20 protein-coding genes, 8 tRNA genes and 2 rRNA genes are annotated in these 25,234 nt (G+C 54.4%); all 30 read left to right on the plus strand.

The features are described from left to right. Positions 1–118 (plus strand): 5S ribosomal RNA (rrf, locus tag HMPREF9623_RS09830). A gap of 6 nt (positions 119–124) precedes the next feature. Beyond that, positions 125–198 (plus strand) — tRNA-Ile (locus tag HMPREF9623_RS09835). 158 nt (positions 199–356) lie between these two features. Further along, positions 357–3,249: ribosomal RNA gene (locus HMPREF9623_RS09840) — 23S ribosomal RNA — on the plus strand. A 62-nt stretch (positions 3,250–3,311) separates the two neighbouring features. Further along, positions 3,312–3,385, plus strand: a tRNA-Asp gene (locus HMPREF9623_RS09845). Between the two features lie 20 nt (positions 3,386–3,405). Continuing rightward, a tRNA-Val gene (locus tag HMPREF9623_RS09850) sits at positions 3,406–3,478 on the plus strand. 23 nt (positions 3,479–3,501) lie between these two features. Further along, a tRNA-Thr gene (locus HMPREF9623_RS09855) sits at positions 3,502–3,573 on the plus strand. 22 nt (positions 3,574–3,595) lie between these two features. Beyond that, positions 3,596–3,677: transfer RNA gene (locus HMPREF9623_RS09860), tRNA-Tyr, on the plus strand. Positions 3,678–3,733: 56 nt separating this feature from the next. Continuing rightward, a tRNA-Met gene (locus HMPREF9623_RS09865) sits at positions 3,734–3,807 on the plus strand. A gap of 5 nt (positions 3,808–3,812) precedes the next feature. Then, positions 3,813–3,885, plus strand: a tRNA-Phe gene (locus tag HMPREF9623_RS09870). 53 nt (positions 3,886–3,938) lie between these two features. After that, positions 3,939–4,011: transfer RNA gene (locus tag HMPREF9623_RS09875), tRNA-Lys, on the plus strand. Between the two features lie 56 nt (positions 4,012–4,067). Beyond that, entirely contained in the window at positions 4,068–4,706 is a 639-nt protein-coding gene (nth, locus tag HMPREF9623_RS09880) for an endonuclease III (RefSeq protein ID WP_009533733.1), read from the plus strand. Between the two features lie 606 nt (positions 4,707–5,312). Beyond that, positions 5,313–5,846, plus strand: a complete 534-nt coding sequence (locus HMPREF9623_RS09885; protein ID WP_009533734.1) for a tRNA (cytidine(34)-2'-O)-methyltransferase — start codon at positions 5,313–5,315, stop codon at positions 5,844–5,846. A gap of 134 nt (positions 5,847–5,980) precedes the next feature. Continuing rightward, complete coding sequence (locus HMPREF9623_RS09890; protein ID WP_009533735.1) at positions 5,981–6,343, plus strand: hypothetical protein; 363 nt, start codon at positions 5,981–5,983, stop codon at positions 6,341–6,343. Positions 6,344–7,218: 875 nt separating this feature from the next. Continuing rightward, positions 7,219–9,240, plus strand: a complete 2,022-nt coding sequence (locus tag HMPREF9623_RS09900) for a hypothetical protein (RefSeq protein ID WP_009533737.1) — start codon at positions 7,219–7,221, stop codon at positions 9,238–9,240. Positions 9,241–9,243: 3 nt separating this feature from the next. Next, entirely contained in the window at positions 9,244–9,819 is a 576-nt protein-coding gene (locus tag HMPREF9623_RS09905; RefSeq protein ID WP_009533738.1) for a guanylate kinase, read from the plus strand. Continuing rightward, on the plus strand, positions 9,812–10,795 hold the full coding sequence (gene holB / locus HMPREF9623_RS09910; protein WP_040800442.1) for a DNA polymerase III subunit delta': 984 nt from the start codon (positions 9,812–9,814) through the stop codon (positions 10,793–10,795). Before HMPREF9623_RS09905 ends, holB begins: the two co-directional genes overlap by 8 nt. A 6-nt stretch (positions 10,796–10,801) precedes the next feature. After that, positions 10,802–11,773, plus strand: coding sequence for a PSP1 domain-containing protein (locus HMPREF9623_RS09915; RefSeq protein WP_009533740.1), 972 nt, complete (start codon positions 10,802–10,804; stop codon positions 11,771–11,773). Then, positions 11,770–12,501 carry a tRNA1(Val) (adenine(37)-N6)-methyltransferase gene (locus tag HMPREF9623_RS09920; protein WP_009533741.1) on the plus strand — a complete coding sequence of 244 codons (732 nt, stop codon included), beginning with the start codon at positions 11,770–11,772 and terminating at the stop codon, positions 12,499–12,501. The genes HMPREF9623_RS09915 and HMPREF9623_RS09920 overlap by 4 nt, the downstream gene beginning before the upstream one ends. A 13-nt stretch (positions 12,502–12,514) precedes the next feature. Further along, the gene (gene rsmI, locus HMPREF9623_RS09925; RefSeq protein ID WP_306697538.1) at positions 12,515–13,372 is read left to right on the plus strand and encodes a 16S rRNA (cytidine(1402)-2'-O)-methyltransferase; all 858 of its coding nucleotides are present in this window, start codon (positions 12,515–12,517) and stop codon (positions 13,370–13,372) included. Between the two features lie 43 nt (positions 13,373–13,415). Beyond that, complete coding sequence (gene metG, locus HMPREF9623_RS09930) at positions 13,416–15,422, plus strand: methionine--tRNA ligase (protein WP_009533743.1); 2,007 nt, start codon at positions 13,416–13,418, stop codon at positions 15,420–15,422. Then, entirely contained in the window at positions 15,422–16,207 is a 786-nt protein-coding gene (locus HMPREF9623_RS09935; protein ID WP_009533744.1) for a TatD family hydrolase, read from the plus strand. The genes metG and HMPREF9623_RS09935 overlap by 1 nt, the downstream gene beginning before the upstream one ends. Beyond that, on the plus strand, positions 16,207–17,058 hold the full coding sequence (gene rsmA, locus HMPREF9623_RS09940; protein WP_009533745.1) for a 16S rRNA (adenine(1518)-N(6)/adenine(1519)-N(6))-dimethyltransferase RsmA: 852 nt from the start codon (positions 16,207–16,209) through the stop codon (positions 17,056–17,058). Before HMPREF9623_RS09935 ends, rsmA begins: the two co-directional genes overlap by 1 nt. 71 nt (positions 17,059–17,129) lie before the next feature. Then, positions 17,130–18,845 carry a C40 family peptidase gene (locus HMPREF9623_RS09945; protein ID WP_009533746.1) on the plus strand — a complete coding sequence of 572 codons (1,716 nt, stop codon included), beginning with the start codon at positions 17,130–17,132 and terminating at the stop codon, positions 18,843–18,845. Positions 18,846–18,887: 42 nt separating this feature from the next. Then, entirely contained in the window at positions 18,888–19,763 is an 876-nt protein-coding gene (locus tag HMPREF9623_RS09950) for a DUF3881 family protein (RefSeq protein WP_009533747.1), read from the plus strand. A gap of 146 nt (positions 19,764–19,909) precedes the next feature. Then, positions 19,910–21,361 (plus strand): aminoacyl-histidine dipeptidase, encoded by a 1,452-nt coding sequence (locus HMPREF9623_RS09955; protein ID WP_009533748.1) that lies wholly within the window; start codon positions 19,910–19,912, stop codon positions 21,359–21,361. Between the two features lie 5 nt (positions 21,362–21,366). Beyond that, positions 21,367–22,032: an alpha/beta hydrolase-fold protein gene (locus HMPREF9623_RS09960; protein ID WP_050806362.1), complete on the plus strand. Its 666-nt coding sequence runs from the start codon at positions 21,367–21,369 to the stop codon at positions 22,030–22,032. Positions 22,033–22,092: 60 nt separating this feature from the next. Then, positions 22,093–22,584, plus strand: coding sequence for an imm68 putative immunity domain-containing protein (locus tag HMPREF9623_RS09965; protein WP_009533750.1), 492 nt, complete (start codon positions 22,093–22,095; stop codon positions 22,582–22,584). A gap of 42 nt (positions 22,585–22,626) precedes the next feature. Further along, entirely contained in the window at positions 22,627–23,505 is an 879-nt protein-coding gene (locus tag HMPREF9623_RS09970; protein ID WP_009533751.1) for a DUF4261 domain-containing protein, read from the plus strand. 53 nt (positions 23,506–23,558) lie between these two features. Continuing rightward, the gene (locus HMPREF9623_RS09975; protein WP_009533752.1) at positions 23,559–24,296 is read left to right on the plus strand and encodes a DUF4241 domain-containing protein; all 738 of its coding nucleotides are present in this window, start codon (positions 23,559–23,561) and stop codon (positions 24,294–24,296) included. Further along, positions 24,293–25,153: an ankyrin repeat domain-containing protein gene (locus tag HMPREF9623_RS09980; protein ID WP_009533753.1), complete on the plus strand. Its 861-nt coding sequence runs from the start codon at positions 24,293–24,295 to the stop codon at positions 25,151–25,153. Before HMPREF9623_RS09975 ends, HMPREF9623_RS09980 begins: the two co-directional genes overlap by 4 nt. Positions 25,154–25,234 lie beyond the last annotated feature (81 nt).

A 25,234-nucleotide genomic window follows, 5' to 3' on the forward strand; every position in this document is an offset into this window, starting at 1 on the left:
TCCGGTGTCGATGCGTCTTCTTGAAACACCCGTTCCCATCCCGAACACGACGGTTAAGAGGAAGACGGCCGAAGGTACTATGCTGGTAACGGCATGGAAGAATAGGCGGGCGCCGGATTTGAAAGGGATTATAGCTCAGCCGGTTAGAGCGCACGCCTGATAAGCGTGAGGTCGGTGGTTCGAGTCCACTTAATCCCATTTTGCACCTTGAAAATCGCATACAGAATGAATATTCAATTTTAGAATATCTAGACATCCGAGGTGATACGACGCAAGTCGTATCCAAGATATAAACGTATGCTCTGTGTAAGCAGAGCGACCAACCCGCATGTTCTTACGCTAGAGAACATGTAAGAGGTTAAACAAAAAAGAGCGTAGGGCGGATGCCTTGGCACTAAGAGCCGATGAAGGACGTGATAAGCTGCGATAAGCTGCGGGGAAGAGCAAATATCTATTGATCCGCAGATTTCCGAATGGGGAAACCTACTGCAGAAGAGCTGCAGTGACCGTGCGTGAATCCATAGCGTACGGCCGGGAACCCGCTGAACTGAAACATCTAAGTAGGCGGAGGAAGAGAAAACAACAGTGATTCCGTAAGTAGCGGCGAGCGAACGCGGAAGAGCCCAAACCGCAGTGCGTGCACTGCGGGGTTCGGACTGCACACGGGAATTGAATCGTTACCGGAAAGACTTTGGAACAGTCTGCCAGAGAGGGTGAAAGCCCCGTACGGGAAAACGAGTTAAGACCCAGCAGGATCCAGAGTACCACGAGACACGTGAAACCTTGTGGGAAGGCGGGGGGACCACCCCCTAAGGCTAAATACTACTTAGTGACCGATAGTGCATAGTACTGTGAAGGAAAGGTGAAAAGGACCCCGGGAGGGGAGTGAAAAAGAACCTGAAACCCTATGTTTACATGCAGTGGAAGTGCGATACATGAACGCACAACCGCGTACTTTTTGTAGAACGGTCCGGCGAGTTGCCGGTGCTGGCAAGGTTAAGGACTACAGGTCCGGAGCCGAAGGGAAACCGAGTCTTAATAGGGCTTACAGTCAGCATCGGCAGACCCGAAACCGGGTGATCTATCCATGTCCAGGTTGAAGTCCCCGTAAAAGGGGATGGAGGACCGAACACACATCCGTTGAAAAGGGTGGTGATGAGGTGTGGATAGGGGAGAAATTCCAATCGAACCCGGAGATAGCTGGTTCTCCTCGAAATAGCTTTAGGGCTAGCCTCGACTTAGTCAGACGGAGGTAGAGCACTGAATTCCTGAGGGGGCGTCAAAGCCTGCCAAGGGATATCAAACTGCGAATGCCGTCCTGATGATGGTCGGGAGTCAGACTGCACGAGATAAGTTGGGCAGTCAAAAGGGAAAGAGCCCAGACCTACAGCTAAGGTCCCAAAATACGTGTTAAGTGGAAAAGGATGTGGGATTTCGAAGACAGCTAGGATGTTGGCTTAGAAGCAGCCACACATTCAAAGAGTGCGTAATAGCTCACTAGTCGAGAGGTCCTGCGCCGAAAATTTCCGGGGCTAAAACACGATACCGAAGCTTAGGAATGTAGTAATACATTGGTAGAGGAGCAATCTCAGAGTGCCGAAGCGCTACCGCAAGGAAGCGTGGAGTTCTGAGAAGAGAGAATGCCGGAATGAGTAGCGAGAATGATGTGAGAATCATCATGGCCGAATATCCAAGGATTCCAGGGTAAAGCTGATCTGCCCTGGGTAAGTCGGGACCTAAGGCGAGGGAGAGATCCGTAGTCGATGGACAGCAGGTTCATATTCCTGCACCTGACATGATCAGAACTGTGGGGACACAGGAACAAAACCGGACCCGGGAGAGCAAAGACCGGGCGAAGCGAAGCTAGGAGTGGGGCAGGCAAATCCGCCGCACAATCCGAAAGCGTGACAGGGAGCGAAATATAAGTAGCGAAGCCGGTGGAGGGACTGTCGAGAAAAGCCGCTATTGTATCATGTCAGCCCGTACCGCAAACCGACACAGGTGGATGAGGAGAGAATCCTAAGGCCGGCGGGAGAAGCATTGTTAAGGAACTCGGCAAAATGACCCCGTAACTTCGGGAGAAGGGGTGCTGCAGAGATGCAGCCGCAGAGAAAAGGCTCAAGCAACTGTTTAGCAAAAACACAGGTCTATGCGAAACCGTAAGGTGAGGTATATGGGCTGACGCCTGCCCGGTGCTGGAAGGTTAAGAGGAGAGGTTAGCGAAAGCGAAGCTTTGAATTTAAGCCCCAGTAAACGGCGGCCGTAACTATAACGGTCCTAAGGTAGCGAAATTCCTTGTCGGGTAAGTTCCGACCCGCACGAAAGGCGTAATGATTTGAGCGCTGTCTCAACAATGCACCCGGTGAAATTGAAGTACCAGTGAAGATGCTGGTGACCTGCGCCAGGACGGAAAGACCCCATGGAGCTTTACTCCAGCTTGATACCGGGATTCGGTGTTACTCGTACAGGATAGGTGGGAGGCTAAGAAGGAAGGACGCCAGTCTTTCCGGAGCCGCTGTTGGGATACCACCCCTGTGGCACTGGATTTCTAACCTACATCCGTAAACCGGATGGGGGACAATGTCAGGTGGGGAGTTTGACTGGGGCGGTCGCCTCCGAAAGCGTATCGGAGGCGCTCAAAGGTTCCCTCAGAATGGTTGGAAACCATTCGAAGAGCGCAAAGGCAGAAGGGAGCTTGACTGCGACACCGACGGGTGGAGCAGGTACGAAAGTAGGACTTAGTGATCCGGTGGTATAAAGTGGGATTGCCATCGCTCAACGGATAAAAGCTACCCTGGGGATAACAGGCTTATCACTCCCAAGAGTTCACATCGACGGAGTGGTTTGGCACCTCGATGTCGGCTCATCGCATCCTGGGGCTGAAGTCGGTCCCAAGGGTTGGGCTGTTCGCCCATTAAAGCGGTACGCGAGCTGGGTTCAGAACGTCGTGAGACAGTTCGGTCCCTATCCGGCGCGGGCGTAAGATATCTGAGAGGAGCTGTCCTTAGTACGAGAGGACCGGGATGGACTGACCACTGGTGCACCGGTTGGGGAGCAACCCCATGGCCGGGTAGCCAAGTCGGGACGGGATAAACGCTGAAGGCATCTAAGCGTGAAGCCCCCCTCAAGATGGGATATCTCATGCGAAAGCGGTAAGACCCCTTGAAGACGACAAGGTAGATAGGAGAGAGGTGTAAGCGTGGCGACACGTTCAGCTGACTCTTACTAATCGGTCGAGGGTTTAACCAAAGGGTTTGGGAAAAGAGATGAATAGATAAAAGTTCTGTGTGCGATTTTCAGGGTGTAAAGATGGCCCGATGGCTCAGTTGGTTAGAGCGCCGCCCTGTCACGGCGGAGGTCGACGGTTCAAGTCCGTTTCGGGTCGCTCGGTTTGATACAATACAAGGGATCTTAGCTCAGCTGGGAGAGCATCTGCCTTACAAGCAGAGGGTCACAGGTTCGAGCCCTGTAGGTCCCACTACCAAAACCAATCTATGTCGTGCCGATGTGGCTCAATGGCAGAGCAGCTGATTTGTAATCAGCAGGTTATCGGTTCGAGTCCGATCATCGGCTTTGGTATCAAACCAAACAATATGGGGGAATTCCCGAGTGGCCAAAGGGGACAGACTGTAAATCTGCTGGCACTGCCTTCAGTGGTTCGAATCCACTTTCCCCCACTCCGCGGCAAACGCCGTGAACAAACAAATTGGTGTGGCAACACATCACATACTATCGCGGGGTAGAGCAGTCCGGAAGCTCGTCGGGCTCATAACCCGGAGGTCGCAGGTTCAAATCCTGTCCCCGCAATTTATGCCTTGGTAGCTCAGTTGGTAGAGCGGAGGACTGAAAATCCTTATGTCACTGGTTCGATTCCCGTCCAAGGCATTTTTCTTTTATCTAAAGGTATTCCATATCAATAGTTTTAGGTGAAGAAAGATGGGATACTAGCTCAGGTGGTAGAGCACTTGACTTTTAATCAAGTTGTCGCGGGTTCGAGTCCCGCGTATCTCAGTCGTTTGTCAGGTCATCGCAGTCTTGCGGTGGCTTTTTTGTGATTGGAGGAAACATTGGGGGAAGAAGAGAGACGCATTCGGCAAATTATGGATCGTCTGAATGCACATTTTGAAGACAGGCCTATGGAATTTTTGACAGACCGGGAGCCGTGGAAGTTGTTACTTGCGACGATACTGAGTGCACAGTGTACGGATGCACGCGTCAATCAGGTAACAAAGGTCTTGTATCAACATTATCCGCGTTTGGAAGACATTGCCGCAGCAAGTCAGGAAGAAATAGAACGAGAGATTTATACGACAGGGTTTTATCACAATAAGGCGAGGAATTTGCGCGCCTGCGCACAGGTGTTACTGCTTCGCTTTGACGGCACTGTGCCGGATGAGATGGAGGCACTGTTGACCTTACCCGGCGTCGGCAGGAAGACAGCAAATCTGATCCTAGGAGAAATTTACGGGAAACCATCCATTGTCGTCGATACGCATGTCAAACGCGTCTCGAGACGTCTGGGACTCGTGACGGCAACAGATCCGACCAAAGTGGAAGCGGAATTAAAGACTGTTCTTCCGGAGTCGTTTTGGATTCTTTGGAATACGCGGCTGATGGCGCTCGGAAGAACGTATTGCACGGCAAAAGCACCGAACTGTGCGGACTGCTATTTGTCGGACCTCTGTCCCAGAGTCGGTGTAGAATGACAACTGTATTGTGTCTAAAAAGACAAGGAGACCGGTGTACATAAGCTGCGGATATGCCGCCATGTGTGACTGCGGCGTGGGATGGCAGAGGATTAACAGAGCGGTCTAAATCGGAGAGAAAATATACTGTTTGCCTGTAGTTTGCAAGAGACAGCAGAAGCGAATCGATCTTGCCGAATTGCAGAGACGGGAGCATCGCAGTCGAGATTTATAGGCAGTCACAGCGGATACTGGAAGGCCGAGAGAGAGCAGAAGGTAGCGCAGAAAGTCGGCTTACAGGGACCGGCAGGAAAGAATTGTAATCTGCGAGAGACATTGAGAAAAAATACGACAGACTAAATTGAAGGTTGTTGCAGCGTGTAGCTGGGGGGTGCAAGAAACAGCGGAGAGCGAACCCATTGGGCCGGATTACAGACAAGAGTAGCGTGTGTCCGCAGTCCAAAAGGAGTAGCGGAGAGGAAACACGGCAGACCGGATCTTGAACGGTTACCGTGCACGTTGGTAGGTTGCGAGGAACGGTTGACTATGTTTTTTGGATGTTAACGATGGCGGGTTTAGAATTTCCGTGAAGAAAGATGGGTGTGAGATGAGAAGGGAGAGGAATAGATGAATATTGTGTTGCACGAGCCGGAAATACCGTTTAATACGGGGGCCATCGGGAGAACCTGTGTTGCGACGAACACGGCGCTGCATCTGATTAGGCCCTACGGTTTTTTCCTGGGAGACAAATATTTGAAGCGCGCGGGGATGGATTACTGGCAGAAACTCTCGCTCTGTGAATATGATGATTATGCGGCATTTCTGGCACAGCACCCCGAACTTGATTTCGGACAGAAAAAGACAGGCAGAAAATTGTGGTTTGCGACGACCAAGGCGGAGCAGACCTATGCGGATGTGAGTTTTGGGCCGGACGACTATATTATGTTCGGCAAGGAGTCTGCGGGGATTCCGGAAGAAATTCTGGCAAAGCACAGAGAAGCTTGTATCCGCATCCCGATGTGGGGGGATATTCGCTCGCTGAATCTCTCGAATGCGGTTGCCGTGATTCTATACGAGGCGCTCCGCCAGCAGGATTTTGCGAAGCTTGAGAAACAGGGTGCATTGCATCGCTTACACTGGGAGACGGGGACAGAATATTAAGTTTTATGTAAGCAAACTGTTAAGATTAAGGGTAGTTCTTATCTTGAATCCGACGAGTATACAGGCTAAAATATAAAAGTCTTCAGAAGAAAGGAAACGGAAGTTCCCGGAAAATACAGGAGGAGGAAAATAAGATGAAAAAGGCATTGACTGTGTTTGCAGCGGCGGCGATGGTTTCCGTGATGATGGCATCGAATGCATTTGCATACATCGGCTGGGTCAGAGATACGAGATTTACACCGGAGAGATGGTGGTACTCGACGCAGGACAATTTCGGTGATTGGTACCGCGGCGAGACCGGCAAGGTCAAGTGGGCTTGGATTGACAGCAACCATGACGGTCTTGAGGAGTGCTACTGCTTCGGCGATGACGGCTGGATGAAGGCAAACCAGAGAACGCCGGACGGCTACTATGTCAACGAGAAGGGACAGTGGACCGTCAACGGTGTTGTGCAGACTCGTTCGGCACACTACTATGCGCCGGGCACAAAGAAATAATGAATTGAGTGTGAGAGGTCTCCGGACAAAAGTCCGGAGACCTCTTTTTTCATAAAAATGAGAGTGATAGGACAAAGATTGTTTTTTGTTAGACATGAATAAGCTCCTCATAGGATAGATTTTGGATCTTTCGGAGGTCTACCATATGGGGAGCATATCAGAAGACCTTCTTCCGGCAATCGAAGAATATATGACCTACTACACAACCAAATGTGTACAGAGAAAACTGAACGTTATGATGCCAATAGAATATCATGAAATGAAGCGGCAGCATGAGAACTGCCCGGCAGAAATAACGGGCAGGAAAAGGTTTTTGCTTTTTCAATTGTCTACTTGACGGGATGCACACCAGAATCAGGCGTTGAGGGGGTTATCCTCTTTGAAATAAGATGAAGGGTGGACAAAGTATGTTTGGAGAACAATGTCAGGAAGCGTGTTATCTGTCCTTCTTGTGGCGAGCCTTGAATGAAATACAAGAAGAAACCCGGAACTTAGCGGTGACGCTGCAATACCTGCTCAATGAGGAAAGTTCAACCTCGACATGAGAGAATGCAATCACAAGGTACTGACACCAACTCTTTTTGTCCGCTCAGTCAAAATGGAGCGGTAAAAACGGAATGATGCAATCACAGGAAGCCGGTACCGACTTTTTTCCGCGTAACTTTTTTTTGATGTAAGACGAAAACCGTCTTTTACAGTTTGAATATTCCGGATTCAGTCCGGTGTAAATATGCAATCGTAAAGAGTTAACATGAGTGCTACTTTTTTGGCTCAGCCGCAAAAATAGTCGGCAAGGCTTCTTTTTTGGCGGTATGGATAGAGTTCCCCTCTGACTCATGGTAAAATAAAAAACCGGTGAAGAAGGAGGGACTGTATTGAACACACAGGCGGGGCTGCTGCTCTCAGATGCAATCCGGCGTGCGCGGGCAGGCGAAAACGCAGGTTTCGAAGATTTATACCTTCTCAGTTATCAGAAAACATATCGGGATATTCTGGCACTCGGTATTTCGGGTGAGGCGGCCTGGGAACTGTTGGCAGCTCTCTATGCCGAGGTCTGGCAGAAGCGTGCCAATCTCCCGGAAGCGGGTATTTTCAGATCCTGGCTTCGCGTCCTGCTGCGAGACTGTCTCAAACAGCGGGGCAGAGAGATTCCGGCGACACTCGAATTTCCCGCGGACTATACGGTAGAAAAGGGACTTACGGAAAAGGCCACAACGGTATTGATTGCGCTCGAGGAGAGACTCGGTCTGCTCGGCGAAACCAAAAAGCGGCGTCCCGGAAGTCGTTTTCAGACGAACATGCAGTGGCTTTTAACACTCGGAACGATTGCCGCAACCGCTGCCGCTGTTTCACTGCTCTTTGGCTTTTTAAACCGAGAATCGGGCGCGATTCACCGTGCCAAGGCAGTTGTCAGCAGTGCGGTCGAGACCAGTGCGCAGACGGTTTCCGCGAGCAGCGGAGCTCTTGCCTATACGGGTTGGAATGAGAGCGCCCGGGGGCGGAGTTATCTCACGGCAGGCGGGCAATGGCTCGAGAGTTGCTGGTTTGAGGACGGCGATACACTATATTGTTTCAACGAAGACGGGTATGTGCTGACCGGCAATCAGAACATGGAGCATGAAACATTTCACTTCGGGAAGAACGGAGCGCTTGAAAACATTACCCGCGGATTAGAGCGGGAACAAGGGCGCACAGTAATTTCCGAAAAGATGAAGGAGGCCGGCAAGGCAGAGGCTGCATCCGGTATCATTGCGAATTCCATTACGATTGACGGTGATTGGATTTACTATCTCTACATGGAAGCGGACAATGCCGCGCTGCCGAGTCTGCTCCGTGTGCGCCGAGAAGGCAGTGACACACAGATTATTGCGGACAAAGTGAGCGGGTATACCGTGCAGCAGAAGGCGGTCTGGTACGCGCGCGAAAATAAAATTGAGCGTTTTGCCAAGGAGGGAAGCGGCGCCGCAATCGGAGCCGGTTTCTATGTGGAAAATGAGGGCAATCGGTATGTACTTATGGATCGCTTCGGAAAACGGGTCAGCGAGGATATGCAGAGTATCAACGGGCGGCGCTATATTCTTTCGGATGCGGTGATTCAGGATGTGATACCGGAGACCGCCGCGGTCGGCACACAGCATTTTTATGCAGCGGCGGCCGGTGAGAGCCCTTCTGTTCTGACGGATGAGGGAAAGGAGTTTCTGCGCCACGGCGCCGCAATCGATGCGATGACAGCGTTGGATGCAGACCTCTACTACAGCGTGATGCTCTCGAAAGAAGGGGCGACACCGTCCAGTCAGATCTGGAAAATCAATGTAAAAACCAAAGAGGCCGAAGCTGTGAGCGGCGTTTTTCCGGGGCGCGTGGTGCGGATGTTGCCCTATCCCGAGACCGGCGTTATCTACATGGAGTACCGACCGGGTTCCCTGGGTTCGGTCTACGGCCAGCTCGCGATGATACGCGGCGACGAGAGCTATCTCCTGAATGACAGCACAATCCGGGTCGGAGATTTCGGCAAAGGCAATGACCGGTTGGTTCCGGTCTGGGCGATGGAAGACAGTATTCTGGCCTACTGGGAAAACTGTGAGCCGGGCGCAACGGTCAACGCCGAGGTCAAGGTGCTGGATTATCAGGCGGTTGCGGTGCCGCTCACGAAGAAGCGGCGTCTCGGAAGTTATCAAAAGAGCGAAAAACCGTTGATTGCACCGGAAAAGGGCAGTCTGCCGGAGACAACAGCAGAGGAAAGTCCCGCAATTGTCGAGTCGACAGAGGCAAAAGCCCGACAGGTGGAATCGGTTCCGACCGGAGAGAATTTTGTCGGGGAGCGGACGACCGACTGGATGGAGCCGCTGAACGGCAGTCGGGATTACGGCATTCTGGAAGCACCTGCCGAGGATTAAAACATGCATATTTTTTATCTGATGGGAAAGAGCGCGGTCGGGAAGGATACCGTTTATCAGAAATTACTGGTCAAGTTCCCTATGTTGCGTCCGCTGGTTCCCTATACGACGAGACCGCAGCGGCAGGGAGAAGAAGAGGGAAGAGAATATCACTTTGTCGGGGAAGAACAGTTTCTGTGCCTTCGAGAGAGCGGACGAATGATTGAGGAGAGAGCCTATCGGACGGAAAAGGGGCTCTGGCGTTACGGAAGTGTCGCGGAGGAAGAGGCGGAAACCGTTTCCCGGATCGGCATCGGTACGCTCGAGAGCTATCAGAAGTTCTGTGCCTACTTTGGCAGAGAACGTATGATACCGCTCTATCTGGAAGTGGCAGCCGGAGAACGGTTGCTCCGCGGTTTCAGGCGGGAGAAAAAAGAGGCGGAGCCTTGTTATCCGGAACTGGTGCGTCGTTTTCAGGCGGATGAAGCCGACTATACGGAAGAAAAGTTATCGGCTGCCGGTATTCGGAAGCGTTATGAAAACCTGGATCTGGAGCGCTGCCTTGGCGAGTTGTATGAGGTTGTGTTACAATATGTGTGATTTTAAAGATGTACCGGGGCAGGAAGAGATGAAGCGCCAGCTGGAGATGAGTGTGAGAAGAAATCATCTCTCGCACAGTTATTTGTTACTCGGAGCAAAGGGCGTCGGCAAGCTGACCATGGCCCGGGCGTTCGCAAAACGTCTGCTCTGCACCGGTGAGGGCCCGCGCCCCTGCGGTCGCTGTCACAGTTGCATTCAGATTGCGGCGGATACGCATCCGGATGTGGTCACCATACAGCGGGACAAGACAGCGCTCGGCGTCGATGCGGTGCGGGAACAACTGGCACAGGAGATACGGATTCGCCCTTTTTCCGGCGAGCGGCGCATCTTTATTGTCCCGGAAGCGGAAAAGATGACGCAGCAGGCGCAAAATGCGATTTTAAAAACGATTGAAGAACCGCCGGACTATGCGATGATTCTTTTGCTCGCGGAGCAGGAAGAGGCACTGTTGCCGACCATACGGAGCCGTGTTCTGCGGCTCGTGTTCCGTCCGGTTCCGGAGGCAGAAATCCTTAAGAGACTGCGAGCGGCAGGTGCACCGCCGGAGCGGGCCGAAGAGGCAGCACGCTTTTCGCGCGGCATCTACCGCCGGGCGGAAGAACTGGTACAGGTAGAAGAGGTCTATTCTCGGTATCGGAAGACGCTGGAGCTGCTTCGGGAACTGCCGGGTTGCGACGAGACGGTCTTTCAGCGCACAGAGGCGGAAGTGGCATCGCTCTATGCGGAGCCGGCAGGTTTTCTGGAATTTTTACGTCTGTACTATCGGGATGTGCTCTGTTGCAAGAGCAGCGGAAACAGCGCGGCACTCATCTTCCCCGGGGAAGAACAGACACTGATTCGCGCGGCAAAGGCGCTGTCCTACGAGCAACTGGGCGTTATTTTAAAAGAAATCGAGACGGCGGAGGAGCGTTTGCGGCTCAATGTGAGTAAGGAACTCACAATAGAGCTTTTGCTTCTCGCAATACGGAGGGAGTAATCAGAGATGATGGAGGTGATAGGCGTTCGTTTTCGCGAAGTCGGAACCATTGAGACCTATAGTGCGGGGGAAGAACAGTTCCGGCGCGGCGACCATGTGCTCTGTGAGACACAGTGCGGTGTGGAATACGGAACCGTGATTCTTGGCAATTATACGCTCTGCAGCTGCAAGGAAGAGAACCCGCCGCAGGCCATCCTCGGCCGGGCAACGGAGGAAGATGCCGTGCGGGCGGCTGCCTATAAGAGCAAGGAGCGGGAAGCGCTGCTGTTCTGTCGGAAAAAGGCGGAGGCGCTCGGGCTCGATATGAAAATCATCTCGGTGGTCTTTTCGCTTCGGGATGACAAGGTGCTGTTCTTTTTCAGTGCGGATACGCGCGTGGATTTCCGCACCTTGGTCAAAGAGCTCGGCGCACAGTATCAGAGACGCATTGAACTTCGCCAAGTCGGCGCGAGAGACGAGACCAGGCTGCTCGGTGGCATGGGAAATTGCGGGCGGCCGCTCTGCTGCCACGCCTATCTCTCGGAATTCATGCCGGTTTCCATCAAGATGGCAAAGGAGCAGGGACTTGCCCTCAATCCGCAGAAAATCAGCGGTGCCTGCGGGCGTCTCATGTGCTGCCTGAAGCACGAGACCGATACTTATGCGGAGCTCAATAAGACGCTTCCGCGAAAGGGAGACAGCGTGCAGCTCTCGGACGGTGTGCGCGGCGATGTGGTAGAGGTCAGCGTTCTGAAGCAGATGTTGCGTGTCGCCTGTTATGTGGACGGGGAAAAAGAACTTCGGGATGTCGCAGTCGCGGAAACGACCATCATCGAGCGCAAGAAAAAGGGTATGCCGCCGGCCCAGAAGCGCGCCGCGGATGCCCAGCGCGAGAAGAAGACCGGAGAAGCTGCGGCCAAGCAGCGTGAGGGAAAGGAAAGACCCGGAAAGCGGAACGGTGCCCCGCAGCAGGAACGAACCCGGGAGAAGAAAAAGTGATTCCGTTAAAGACAGGGGAGCGCATTGACGACCTGCAGCGGAGTGCGCTCGGAATCATTCAGAATCCGGCGCATTTTTGCTTTGGGACAGATGCGGTGTTGCTCAGCGGTTTTGTGCGGGCTGCCGCGAAGGAAAGGGTTGCGGATCTCTGCACAGGCAACGGGATAGTTCCGCTTCTGCTCTCGGTGAAGACGCGCGCCAAGGAGATCGTGGCGGTCGAGATTCAGACAGAGATTGCGGATATGGCAGAGCGCAGCGTAGCGATGAACGGTCTTTCGGAGAGAGTCCGCATACTGTGCGGAGATCTCCGGGAGGGAATTGCTGGGGTAAGCGGAAGCTTCGATGTGGTGAGTTGTAATCCGCCTTATATGGCGCTTGGGCGCGGGGAACACAGTCAGGCATCGAGCCGTGCGATTGCGCGCCAGGAACTTTGCTGTACCCTGGAAGAGGTGGTGAAAGAGACAGCGCGTCTCCTGAAAAACGGTGGGCGCGCTTATTTTGTATACAGACCGAACCGACTGGATGAACTCTTTGCGGCCTGTGCACGTAGGGGACTCATGCCCAAACGCATGAAATTTGCCCACCCGTTTCCGGACCGGGAGGCAAACCTGGTACTGCTGGAAGCGGTCAAAGGCGGCGGTCATTTTTTACGGGTGGAGGCGCCGATCATTGTATTTCGCGCGCCGGGTGTTTACACAGACGAAATTCGGGAGATTTACGGATATTAATAAGGAGAGAGCAGTGGAAGAACGCGGAAAAATATACCTGGTTGCGACACCGATCGGAAATCTTTCGGATATGAGTCCGCGCGCCGTTGCGACGCTGCGGGAGGCGGATCTCATTGCGGCGGAGGATACCCGGAATACAATCAAACTCTTGAACCACTTTGAAATCCGAACACATATGACCAGCTATCACGAGTATAATCGGACCGAAAAAGCTTATGAACTCGTGCGCCGTGCGGAGCAGGGAGAGACCATCGCGGTTGTGACCGATGCGGGTATGCCGGCGATTTCGGATCCGGGTGAGGTGCTGGTGCGTTTCGCACTGGATGCCGGCATTGAGGTCACCATTGTGCCGGGACCCTGCGCGGCTGTGAGTGCACTTGCCGTCAGCGGACAGCCGACCGGGCGCTTTGTCTTCGAGGCCTTTTTGCCGCAGGACAAAAAGGAGCGCAGGGTGAGACTGGAAGCACTGCGGGATGAGACGAGAACCATGATTCTCTATGAGGCGCCCCACCGTCTTGCAAGGACACTCGCGGAACTTGCGGAGGTGCTCGGCAGGCAGCGGCAGCTCAGTCTGGTGCGCGAACTCACGAAAAAGCATGAGGAGGTGCAGCGGGGCAGTTTTTCGCATTTCCTGCAGCGCTATGCGGACGAAGCGGGACGCGCGGAAATCCGCGGCGAATATGTTCTGGTGATCGCCGGTAAGAGCGAAGCGGAGCTGCGGGCAGAGGAGGCGGAGGCATTTGCGGATCTCACACCGGCCGAGCATGTCGCCTGGTATGAGTCTCAGGGCTTTGATCGAAAAGAAGCCATGAAAAAAGCCGCAAAAGACCGCGGAATCAGCCGCAGAGAACTCTATCACATGTTGCTCTGATATGTTACACTAATAAGAATCGAAGAATATGCGGAGGCTGACTATGGGAGAAAAAATCAGAAAACCCTACTATATCACGACGGCGATTGCCTATGCTTCCGGCAAGCCGCACATCGGAAATACCTATGAGATTATTCTGGCGGACGCGATTGCCCGCTTTAAGCGCGAAGAGGGCTATGACGTATATTTTCAGACCGGAACGGATGAGCACGGTCAGAAGATTGAGGGCAAAGCAAAAGATGCCGGCATGACGCCACAGGCCTATGTCGACAAGGTATCCGCGGAGATTAAGCGCATCTGGGACCTCATGAACACATCCTATGATCGCTTTATGCGGACCACCGAGCCCTACCACGAGAAGCAGGTACAGAAGATTTTCAAAAAGCTCTATGAGCAGGGAGATATTTACAAGGGTTCCTACGAGGGCCTCTACTGTACGCCCTGTGAGAGTTTCTGGACCGAGTCGCAGCTTGTCGACGGCAAGTGCCCGACTTGCGGCAGAGAGGTGAAGCCGGCTTCGGAGGAAGCCTACTTTTTTCGCATGAGCAAGTATGCGGATCGCCTGATTCAGTACATTGAAGAGCATCCGGAGTTTATTCAGCCCGTTTCCAGAAAGAACGAGATGATGAATAATTTCCTGAAGCCGGGTCTACAGGATCTCTGCGTGTCGCGCACCAGCTTTGACTGGGGAATTCCGGTCGACTTTGCGCCGGGTCATGTGGTCTATGTCTGGCTCGACGCCCTGACCAACTATACGACAGGCATAGGCTATGATGCGGACGGCAACAGCGGAGAGCTCTATAAAAAGTACTGGCCGGCGGATTTGCATCTGATCGGAAAGGATATTGTCCGCTTCCACACGATTTACTGGCCCATCTTCCTGATGGCACTCGGCGAGCCGTTGCCGAAGCAGGTCTTCGGTCATCCGTGGCTTTTACAGGCCGGCGGCAAGATGTCGAAGTCCAAGGGCAATGTGCTCTATGCGGATGACCTGGTTGCCTTTTTCGGCGTGGATCCGGTGCGCTATTTCTGTCTGCACGAGATGCCGTTTGAGAACGACGGCAGCATCAGCTGGGATCTCATGGTAGAGCGCTACAATGCCGATCTCGCAAACGTGCTCGGAAACCTTGTAAGCCGCACGATTGCGATGACCAATAAGTATTTCGGCGGCGTGGTCGAGAAGACGACAGCCGTGTTCTCCGAGGAGGAGCGGGCGCTCGACGCAGAGTTTACGGAGACTGTTCTCACCGAGGTCAAGAAGGTGCGGGAGAAGATGGATGTGCTCCGCGTTGCGGACGCGATGACGGAACTCTGGAATATCTTCAAGCGCTGCAACAAGTATATCGACGAGACTCTACCCTGGGCGCTCGCAAAAGACGAGGCAAAGCAGGACAGACTGAAGACTGTGCTTTACAACCTGACCGAGGCGCTGACCATCGGTGCTTCGCTGCTCTTCAGTTTCATGCCGGAGACTTCTGAGAAGATTTTGAAGGAGCTCAACACGGAGAAGCGGGATGTTGAGGCAATGACGAGCTTTGGTCTCTATCCGTCGGGCAACCGGGTAGCGGCTGAGGCAGAGATTCTGTTCCGCCGCCTGGACCCGAAGGAGGTTGAGGCAAAGCTGAATGCGGAGACCGCCGCAGAGGAAGAAACTTCCGCGGAGGCAGAGAAGACCGAGGAGGCACAGGCAGCGGCGGATGTGCGGATTCCCGCAAAGCCGGAAGTGGAGTACGATGCCTTTTCGCAGTGCGAATTCCGCGTCTGCAAGGTCTTAAAATGCGAGGAAGTGCCGAAGTCGAAGAAGCTGCTCTGCTTCCGGCTGGATTGCGGCGGCAAGCAGATTCAGATTCTCTCCGGTATCAAGAAATGGTATCCGGAGCCGGAAAAACTCGCCGGCAAGCAGGTCATGGCAATCGTGAACCTGAAGCCCGCGCGTCTCGCCGGTATGGAGTCGCAGGGCATGCTGCTCTCGGCCGCAGATGAGAACGGAAATCTGAGCCTGATGACGACGATGACGGAAGGTGTGGCCTCCGGTGCGGAGATCGGCTGATGCTCTTAGATACACACGCACACTATGACGACGAAGCCTTTGATGCGGACCGGGATGTGTTGCTTGAAGACCTGAAAGAATACGGTATCCGAAAGGTCATTAACGCAGGCGCTTCGGTTGAATCGAGTTATACGGGGCTTAAGCTCGCAGAGCGTTACCATTGGGTATATGCGGCACTCGGCGCACATCCAAATTATGTGGAAGAATTGAGCGATCGCGTTCTCGGCGACTTTGCGGAACTCACGAAACATCCGAAGGTGGTTGCAATCGGTGAAATCGGACTGGAGTACCACTACGAGGAACCGACGCGGGACATACAGAAGATTTGGTTTCGACGCCAGTTGGATTTGGCGGCGGAGACCGGGCTTCCGGTCATCATTCACTCCAGAGAGGCAGCGCAGGACACGTTTGATGAGATGCAGCGCGCAGCGGCGCGCGGCATCGGCGGGGTAATTCACTGCTTTTCTTCCGGTGCGGAGCTCGCGCGCCGCTATACGGAACTTGGGTTCTATATCGGCATCGGCGGTGTTGTGACATTTAAGAACGGGAAGAAGATGAAAGAGGTCGCGGCGGCTGTGCCGCTCTCGCGTATTCTGCTCGAGACAGACAGCCCCTACCTCGCGCCAGAGCCGAATCGCGGCAAGCGGAACGATTCGCGAAATCTAACCCGGATTGCGGAAGAGATTGCGCGCCTTCGGGGGATTTCCGCAGAAGAGGTGCAACGCGTCACCGAAGAGAATGCGCGGCGCTGCTTCCCCAAACTTGCGAACGAGGAGGTGGGCTGATGGCAGATCTCGGCAGAGCGGAAAATACGATTGCGCTCTTACAGCGCCACACGGAGTTTCGCTTTCAAAAGAAATTCGGGCAGAACTTTCTGATTGACAGCCACGTGCTGGACCGGATTGCGGCAGCGGCGGAGCTGACGGAAGAAGATGCTGTACTGGAGATAGGTCCCGGAATCGGCACCCTGACCCAGCACCTCGCAGAGCGGGCCGGAAAAGTCCTCGCGGTCGAGATAGACCGCACGCTGATTCCGATTCTGGAAGAGAGTCTCGCAGACTATGACAATGTCGAAATTCTGCAGGGCGATATTCTGGAACAGAATCTCGATGAACTGGCGGAGAAGCTCGGCGGCAGACCCATGAAGGTTGTCGCGAACCTTCCCTACTACATCACAACGCCGATTCTGATGACATTGCTGGAGAGCAAGCTGCCGATCGTGAGCATTACCGTCATGGTGCAGCGGGAAGTCGCGGAACGTATGCAGGCTTCCCCGGGCGGCAAGGACTACGGTGCGCTTTCGCTCGCGGTGCAGTACTATGCCGCGGCAGAGATCGTGGCGAACGTACCGCCGCACTGTTTTTTGCCGCGCCCCAAAGTCGGGTCTGCGGTCATCTGCCTCAAAAAGTACCGGGAAAAGCCGGTGCAGGCAGAAAATGAAGCGCTTTTGTTCCGTATTATCCGGGCGTCGTTTAACCAGCGAAGAAAGACGCTGGTCAACGGACTCAAGAATGCGGGCTTTGCGAAGGACAAGATTACAGCGGCACTGCAGGCACTGGAACTTCCGGAGACGGTGCGGGGAGAGACCCTCTCGCTGGCACAGTTTGCGGCATTATCCGCTGCGTTGCAGGCATAAATATTAACCGTAATACCATTTACATTCCGCGGGGAATCCCGCGTTTTCATACATAAAGTCGAGGACAGGACATGAGACGGAGAATTTCGAAGAAGCAGGCGCTCGCGCTGATATTCGCAGCTGCGATGCTGACCGCCTGCTCGCAGGGTAAAACCGGCAGGAGCAGTGAGGCAGCAGCGGAGAGCGCAGCGAGTGCGGAGAGCAGTGTGACAGCAGATACAGCGACAGGAACGAAGAGCAGTGCTGACAGCAGTGTAGCCGAAGCTGCGGACAGCACGGCAGCGGAGAGTACGGGGAGCGAAGCGGCAAGCGCCGGGAGCAGCGGCGCAGAGGCGGAAGCTTCGGCGGCAAACGGCGATATTCTGGCCGTTTCACCGGGCGGCGCACAGTTTCCGGACATGGATCTCGCGGTGCCGACCACAGAGCCTGCGCCGGAAATTATCCGCATCGGCACGCGGAACTGGATTGTCAAAGATCTGCAGGCGCGTCTCATGCAACTCGGCTTTATGGACAACGATGAGCCGACGGATTACTACGGCGAGGTGACAGCCGCAGCGGTCAAGGTGTATCAGCGACAGAACAAGTTGCCGCAGGACGGCATTGTGGGGGAATCGACGCTGAAGGCCATTATGGATGAAAATGCGCATTACTACACGGCGCAGGAGGGCGACAGCGGCACGGACATCCAGACATTGCAGCAGAGACTTTATCAGCTCGGCTATCTCGCACAGACGACCGATGTGAGCGGCACCTACGATGCCAAGACCCTGGTTGCGGTGCAGAAGTTTCAGCAGATGAACGGCCTCAGCGATGACGGCAAGGTGGGCCTCAAGACGATGAACCTCATCTACTCGGACGAGGTGAAGCCGAACATGGTTGTCTACGGCGAGAAGAGCGACATTGTCATGGCAGCACAGCAGAGATTAAAGGCGCTCGGTTATCTGACCGGCGAGGCCGACGGCAACTTCGGACTCGGCACCGTCATGGCCATCAAGGAGTTCCAGAGCCGGAACAACCAGGTGGTCGACGGGTATCTGGGACCCGGTACCCGCGATGCCCTGAACAGTCCCAACGCGCAGCCGTTCGGCCTGACGCTCGGCGACGAGAGCGACTCGGTGGAGAAGGTACAGGAACTGCTCAGCAAGTGGGGGTACCTCGACAAGCAGCTTGCGACCGGCTACTACGGGGAGGCGACCAAGAATGCGGTCAAGGCCTTCCAGGAGCGGAACGGCCTCACAGCGGACGGCTCGGTCGGCGCCTCGACCATGGCAAAACTCACGAGCAACGATGTCGTGAAGCCGGCGCCGAAGCCGAAGGCTAAGACGCCGAAACAGAACAATGACAAGCCGAAGAACGGCGGAAAAAAGAACGGAAATTCCGGCTCTCAGGGCGGAGGCGGCGGTTCGAGTTACACGTACTCGGGCAGCGGCTCGGTGGGAACCTTGCTCAGCGTCGCAAGTTCCAAGCTCGGCACGCCCTATGTCTGGGGTGCCAAGGGTGACAACGCATTTGACTGCTCGGGCTTTGTCTACTGGTGCTTGAACCACTCGGGCGTGAGCCAGTCCTATATGACTTCCGGCGGCTGGGCGAGCTCGGGCAGAGGCCAGAGAATTAACAGCTATTCGGAGTTGCAGGCGGGTGATATCATTGTGGTATCCGGACATGTCGGTATTGTCGCAGGCGGCGGCGGTGTCATCGATGCGAGCTCTTCGAACGGAAGGGTGGTGCATCGCTCCCTGAATGGCTGGTGGGAGAGAAACTTTATTTGCGGCTGGCGTATTTTCTAAACAAGAGGAAATGCGCGGAAGGTTTTAGGTAGGAATCAAAGGATGCACAGATTTTTTCGGACAGTGGGCTATGCAAGGGTGGAGAGTGACAGGGAGGCCAGAGAAATTCTGGAGGATATGCTGCTCCGTTGCCGGGATGCCGTTCACCATATCGCCATGCGAAACGGTGACAGGCTCTGGGAACTCCGTGCGCCGCTCGGCGACAGGCTTGGCATTGCGATGGGAGGCTATGTCGGAGAGGGCGGTAAGCTCATCCGGGAGCGCTACCTGCCCTATATTGATGTCGATGAAATGACTTCGACCGCAGAGTGTATGATAGAGCGCCATGTGGACAATGAGGTCTACTCGGGCTTAATCGACGACATGCGGATCGGAATCAGTCTGATATTCCGCCTGACCAATGTGGCGGAATACCGGCAACAGCGCGCACTGGCAAAGTACAGCCTGCCGCGCGGTGTGGCGCTCGGCGGCCTCAGCCGGGACGGCAAAATTCTGTTGCCGGTCTATAAGAATGACCGCCAGCGTGAACTGCTGCACATGACGGAGCGGGAGCGCGCGCGCATGATCAGTGCCGCAAAAGAGGGCGATGAGAACGCAATGAAGAATCTGACCAACAGCGATTTGCGTCTCTACGAGTCCGTCAATCGGCGATTGCGGCAAGAGGATATTTATTCGATTGTGGATTCCTGCTTTATGCCGGACGGAATCGAGTGTGACCTCTATGTGGTGGTCGGGGAGATTCAGCAAATCAGCCAGCGGAAAAACCGGGATACCGGAGAATTAATTTGGGATTTTCTGATTCGTTCGCATGATCTTCCGTTTCATGTCTATATCAACACGCTGGATTTGCAGGGAGAACCCAAGGTGGGACGGCGGTTTAAGGGAACCGTATGGATGCAGGGAAAGGCTATGTGGTGAATTGCAAAGAGAGAGAACTTCCGCGTGAAGCTCTCTCTTTTTTGTCAGAGTGCAAGTCTTTTAAAAGCAGTTTATTTCAGTTATAGTGAATAGAGCACAAAATAACAGCATATCGGGGAATGACGCCAGACAGAAAGAGGTGCACAATGGCTGTATGCAGTGAACTGGAACCGAAGGAAGTATTTGCTTTTTTTGAGGAAATTGCCGGAATTCCGAGACCTTCCCATCACGAGGAGAAAATCAGCGCATATCTGCAGCGCTTTGCAAAAGAGAGAGGCCTGGAACACTACGCCGATGAGAAGCACAATGTGATTATCATCAAGGAAGCCTCGGCAGGCTATGAGAACGAACCGCCGATCATCCTGCAGGGACACATGGATATGGTCACGGAGAAGACGGCGGACTGCCAAAAGGATATGACGAAGGAGGGGCTGGATCTCTATATTGACGGCGACTGGCTCCGCGCGAAAGGTACCACGCTCGGTGCAGACGACGGCGTTGCGCTCGCCTATGCGCTTGCGCTGCTCGACTCGCCGACTTTACGGCACCCGCGTCTTGAATTCATCTGCACAGTCTCGGAGGAGACGGATATGGGCGGGGCCCATGCGGTCGATGTGTCCATGCTGAAGGGAAACAGAATGTTAAACCTGGACTCCGATGAAGAGGGAATTGCGCTCGCGGGCTGCGCAGGCGGCGGCGATGCGGATATCACACTGCCGGTTCGGCGTGCTGCGGTCAGAGGAGAGCACATTCGCCTTGCGGCGACCGGTCTTACCGGCGGACATTCCGGTATGGAAATCGGCAAGGGCAGAGCCAGTGCGGCGCTGCTGTTAGCGCGGGTCCTGACAGGGCTCCGCGAAGATTACGCGTTCCGTTTGGTCTCTCTCGAGGGTGGCGCAAAGTACAATGCGATTACCAGAGAGGCGAGCGCGGAAGTGGTGCTCGCAGACAGCGTCAGCACGAGCGCTTTCCGCGAAGCGGTGAAAGCGGAGGAAGCGGTGCTCCGCAGAGAGTATGCAGCGACAGATCCGAGCTTGTCGCTCACGGCGGCGATTGCGGACAGCGAGGAGGCAGCGCTCACCGAGGATAGCACCAAGCAGGTTCTGGGACTCATGGAAGCACTGCCTTACGGTGTGCAACGGATGAGCGCCGATATCGATGGTCTGGTTGAGACCTCGGTGAACCTCGGCATCACAAAGCTGGAGGCAGATAAGCTCACACTCAGCTATTCTGTCCGCAGTTCGATTGCGACTGCTTTTCAGGCGGTCATCGACAAGCTGGAGCTGGTGAGCAGCTGCTTTGGGGCGACCGCACTCGTGCACAGTACATACCCGGCTTGGGAGTATGTGCGGGAGTCTGCGTTCCGCGATGAGGCGGCGGCCATCTACCGCGAGCTCTTCGGAAAAGAGCTTTCGGTGCAGGCCATTCACGCGGGGCTGGAGTGCGGCATCCTCTCGGGAAAAATTAAAAACCTCGATGCGGTCTCGATCGGACCGGATATGAAGGACATTCATACGCCCGAGGAGAGACTGAATATTCCCTCGACCAAGCGCGTCTATGATTTTGTCGTGAAGATCATAGAGCATAAGAGTAAGTGAGACGCGTGAGACAGTACAGTTTACAACTGCCGCAAGAATTCGAGAAGGGCAAGCTTTACCCCCTGCTTCTCTGGAACGATGCGCTTCCCGAGACGCTTGCGGCTTTTCTTTCGGATATGTTTGTGCTGTCCGTGGTTTCGGAGGAGAGAACCGCGGATTTCAGTCCCTGGCCGCAGCCCGCATTCCGGGCGGATGCACCGCCCTTCGGGGGAGGGGCGGATGGGTATCACAGGGAGCTTTTCGAGGAAAAACTTCCGGAACTGATAGCGAAATATCCCATTGACGCGGGGCGCATTGCCTACGCAGGATATTCCCTCGGCGGGCTTGCGGCAGTGTACAGCATATTCCGCGAGACCGCAGCGTGTGCCGTCTTCTCACTCTGCGGTTCTTTTTGGTACCCGGGTTTTGCGGACTACTGCGCGAGGACGGAAATCCGGAATACGAATTGCCGCCTCTATCTGCAAAACGGCAGACGCGAGGGAGAAGGGCATCCGGCGCCGCTATCTAGGGCTGCGGATGCCGCAGTGCGGGTCGCGGACATTTTGAGAAAAAAGGGCGTAAAGCTGCGGTCTTCCATGGACGACTACGGTCACCACGACGGAAAGGAAGCGCGTTTTCGGGAACTGGGAGAACAAATTCGTTCGGCGCTCTGCGAGAGCAATGTTAGCTGAAACGGTAAACGGATCCTGCATGTTTGCGGGAAAGGCTTGCGGGTACGGAAGGAGCGAAGCATGTACATAGAGAGCTACTGGGGCAGTTATATCGGCGGGACGGACGATAGTCTGACTCTCTTAAGCCTACTGGAAGACTTTGAAAAAGATGAGATAGGGCTCGGCGAGATTTTTGCAAGGACGGGCCTTAAGGCGCTCGAAGAGCGGGCGTCTTCGCTCCGCATGACCGGGGATGCGCTTCGCTTTACGAACCGCGAGGGATTGGAACTAAACTTTTACTATGCCATTGATCTGATCGGCGACCTTGCGGCCCTCCACTTAGAGTGCCTGCGGAGCGGGAGCGTAAATTTACAAGACTTGGATGAAGGGCTCGAAGCGCGGAACATTCGCCTGACAGCGAGCAGCGAAGAAAAGGAAGTTCTTCGGGCAGCGCTCCTTGACTTTGCGGAACATGCGAAGGAATACGATATCACAGAGGTGATGGACGAGACTTCGCTTGCGGAATTCCGCGAAGAACTGAAAGCCCTGCGTTTGGAATTGTTTGAGAGCTGAAAGGGAGCGCTCGTTCGGAGCGACTTTAAACGGGAGAAAAGGATGAGCGAAGAAGTATTTCGACAGGATTTGGATGAGAACAAGGCAGAACGCCCCGGTGGTCCTTTTGTGATAGAGCTCCTGTTCCGAGAGCCGGCAGCGATGCCGTCTAAGGAGCGGATGTGTGCGGTCATCGAGAAGCATGTCGGAAAGACAGAGTGCTTTTGCCACGACGGCAAGACAGCGGGTTTTGCGGCACTCGACTATAGGGCAGAGTTTCAAGATCAAAGCGTGCCGGTGCAGCTCATGGTGACGGCGTGCACGGCATTTGACGGCGAGGAGATCGATGACTTCCTTCGGAGCCAGATGTGGGACTGCCTCGAGGAGAGGGACCGTATACTCGGCAACTGCCGCTACCGTGTGATTGCGACCGATATGCTTGCGAGGGCGCTTCCGGCCGCAAAGCGCGCCACCCTCGACATGGACTTTCTGGAGGCCCTTTCGGAACTTTACCCGGACTGTGAGGCCTTCTATTTCCCGAGTTCCGGAAAACTGTTTACTGCGGAGAGCGTGCGGCGGGATGAGACGGAGGGCACCAACCGCTTCATCTACTTCGGTGTCAATGTGCGTTTTTTCAATGTGCAGGACAGCGAGGACATGGTCGTGGATACCCTCGGCATGAGCACTCTCTTTCTGCCCGATTTACAGTACCATTTCCACGGCATGAACCCGAATTGGGTTGTGAATCACGCCTACAATGTGGCCGCCTATCTGCTTGGCAGCGGAAATGTAATTGCGGACGGGGAGACGGTGGACGGCGTCGTAGACGGAGAGATGAGCTCTGCGCTGCACTGGTCCTGCCGTTATGAGGCTGCGTTGATTCAGCCTCCGAGAGAGGTACTGGATATCAATATGGGCGAGTGCGCGTCGGGGACGCGCTGAAAAACGGAGTCAATAAAAACACCGGAAAAACCGGTTTATCGAGAGGAAAAAAGATGCCGACAGCAGAGTGGATGAAACAGTATGAGGCAGTGCGTGAAATTCTGGACGCGGATGTCAAATTGGAGCGCTATTTTACGGAGAAGGTCATCGGAAGAAAGGAAGTAGATATCCTGGATCTCGGGCCTGTGCATTTTCCGACGGGGAAAATCGTGGTCTGTGACCCCATGGTCACCCTGGATGATGCCGTGCCCTATCTGCAGACCATACCGGCCGGAAGCTATACGCTTAAGCTCTGCGTGGTGCCGAGCAAGGCGTACGGAGACCGCTATGCCTGTGCAAAGCTGGAAGTGAGCGGCCGAGAAACGGTGCGCTACGAGCTCGCGGTGACGGGCGAGGAGAGACTCGAGGGAGAATTTAAGGAGGGAGATTACTTCGGCTTCGGCGTGGATGCCGGCATGGCTTGCATCGCGGACTTCGCTACAAAAGAAGCTTATCTTGCCTTCCTGGAAGAGAAGACAAAGCAGGACAGCGACTTTGACCTCTACGGCGATTTACTGGAAGAACTCTTAAAAAAGAACGCAGCGGAACATCCGAAATATCAGGGAGAATGGGGCGACTGGCTCAAGTGGGAGGTTCCGGGTGCGAATGCGGAAGTGGCTCTCTTTGCGAGCGGCTGGGGAGACGGCTATTATCCGACGTATTTCGGCTATGACAGCGAGGGTGAGGTCTCCGGCATCTACATTCAGTTCATAGACATCGAGCGGACCTATACCGAGGAAAACGAGGCATGAGTGAGCCGAATGAGGAGAGTCTCTATGAGGCGCTCAACAAGGGAGAGCTGAGTGCTTTCGTATCGCTGGTGGAGGCGGGCATCCGCGTTACTTCGAGGGAAGAGAACATAAGCCGTCTCTTCTTTTGCCTGGAAGATGTCAGAGATCCGAAGATACTGCCCGTAATCGATATACTATCCTTGGATTTACGGCGCTATGGCGGCAAGCCGCTCCGCGCTGCGGCGCACAGCGGGAACCGCATGCTCACGGAGTACCTCTTAGAGCAGGGGGCGGACATCAACTTTCATAAGCCGGACATGGTCTTTCCCTATGCCTCTACCCCGGTCACGGAGGCGGCACGCGAGAATCACTTTGAACTTCTTCGCTATCTCGTTTCAAAGGGGGCGGATATCACCCTTGCGGACAAATACGGCGACCGTCCTTATACGCTGGCGGTACAGAATAAGAACGGAGAGATGGCAGAGTATTTGCGCTCTCTCGAGCCGGAGGGCTGGCACAACGAGCAGGAAAAGCTTAGACAGCTAAAGAGCTATCATCTGCCGGCGGCCATGACAGCGTATTTTAAAAACGGAGCGCTGCGCCTCGAATTTTCCGAGCGGGAGTCGGTGCGGTGGATGGTGTTTTACCCCTATCTTGAACTTCGGGAGTTTCGTTGGAAGCGGAAAAAGCTCTTGTCTCTCATGGCGGAGATGGACAACTACAGCGATTATCTTTTGCTCTGGAGTCCGAGAGACAAGCGAATCTGGTACCTCGATACGGAGCAGGAGGAATTCTGCCCGCTCGCAAGCTGGGAAGCGTTTATCGCCGACCCCGGACATTATTTGAACGGCATGGTGGACGGAGAATTTTCGGAGTAGGGTAGGATTGGTTTTCGAAGTCCTTTGCAGTGAGCAAGGGCTATGCTGCGTTTCGGCAAAAGTCGGAAAGCGAATGAGGAG

The sequence above is a fragment of the Stomatobaculum longum genome, assembly GCA_000242235.1.
GTDB lineage: Bacteria > Bacillota > Clostridia > Lachnospirales > Lachnospiraceae > Moryella > Moryella longum.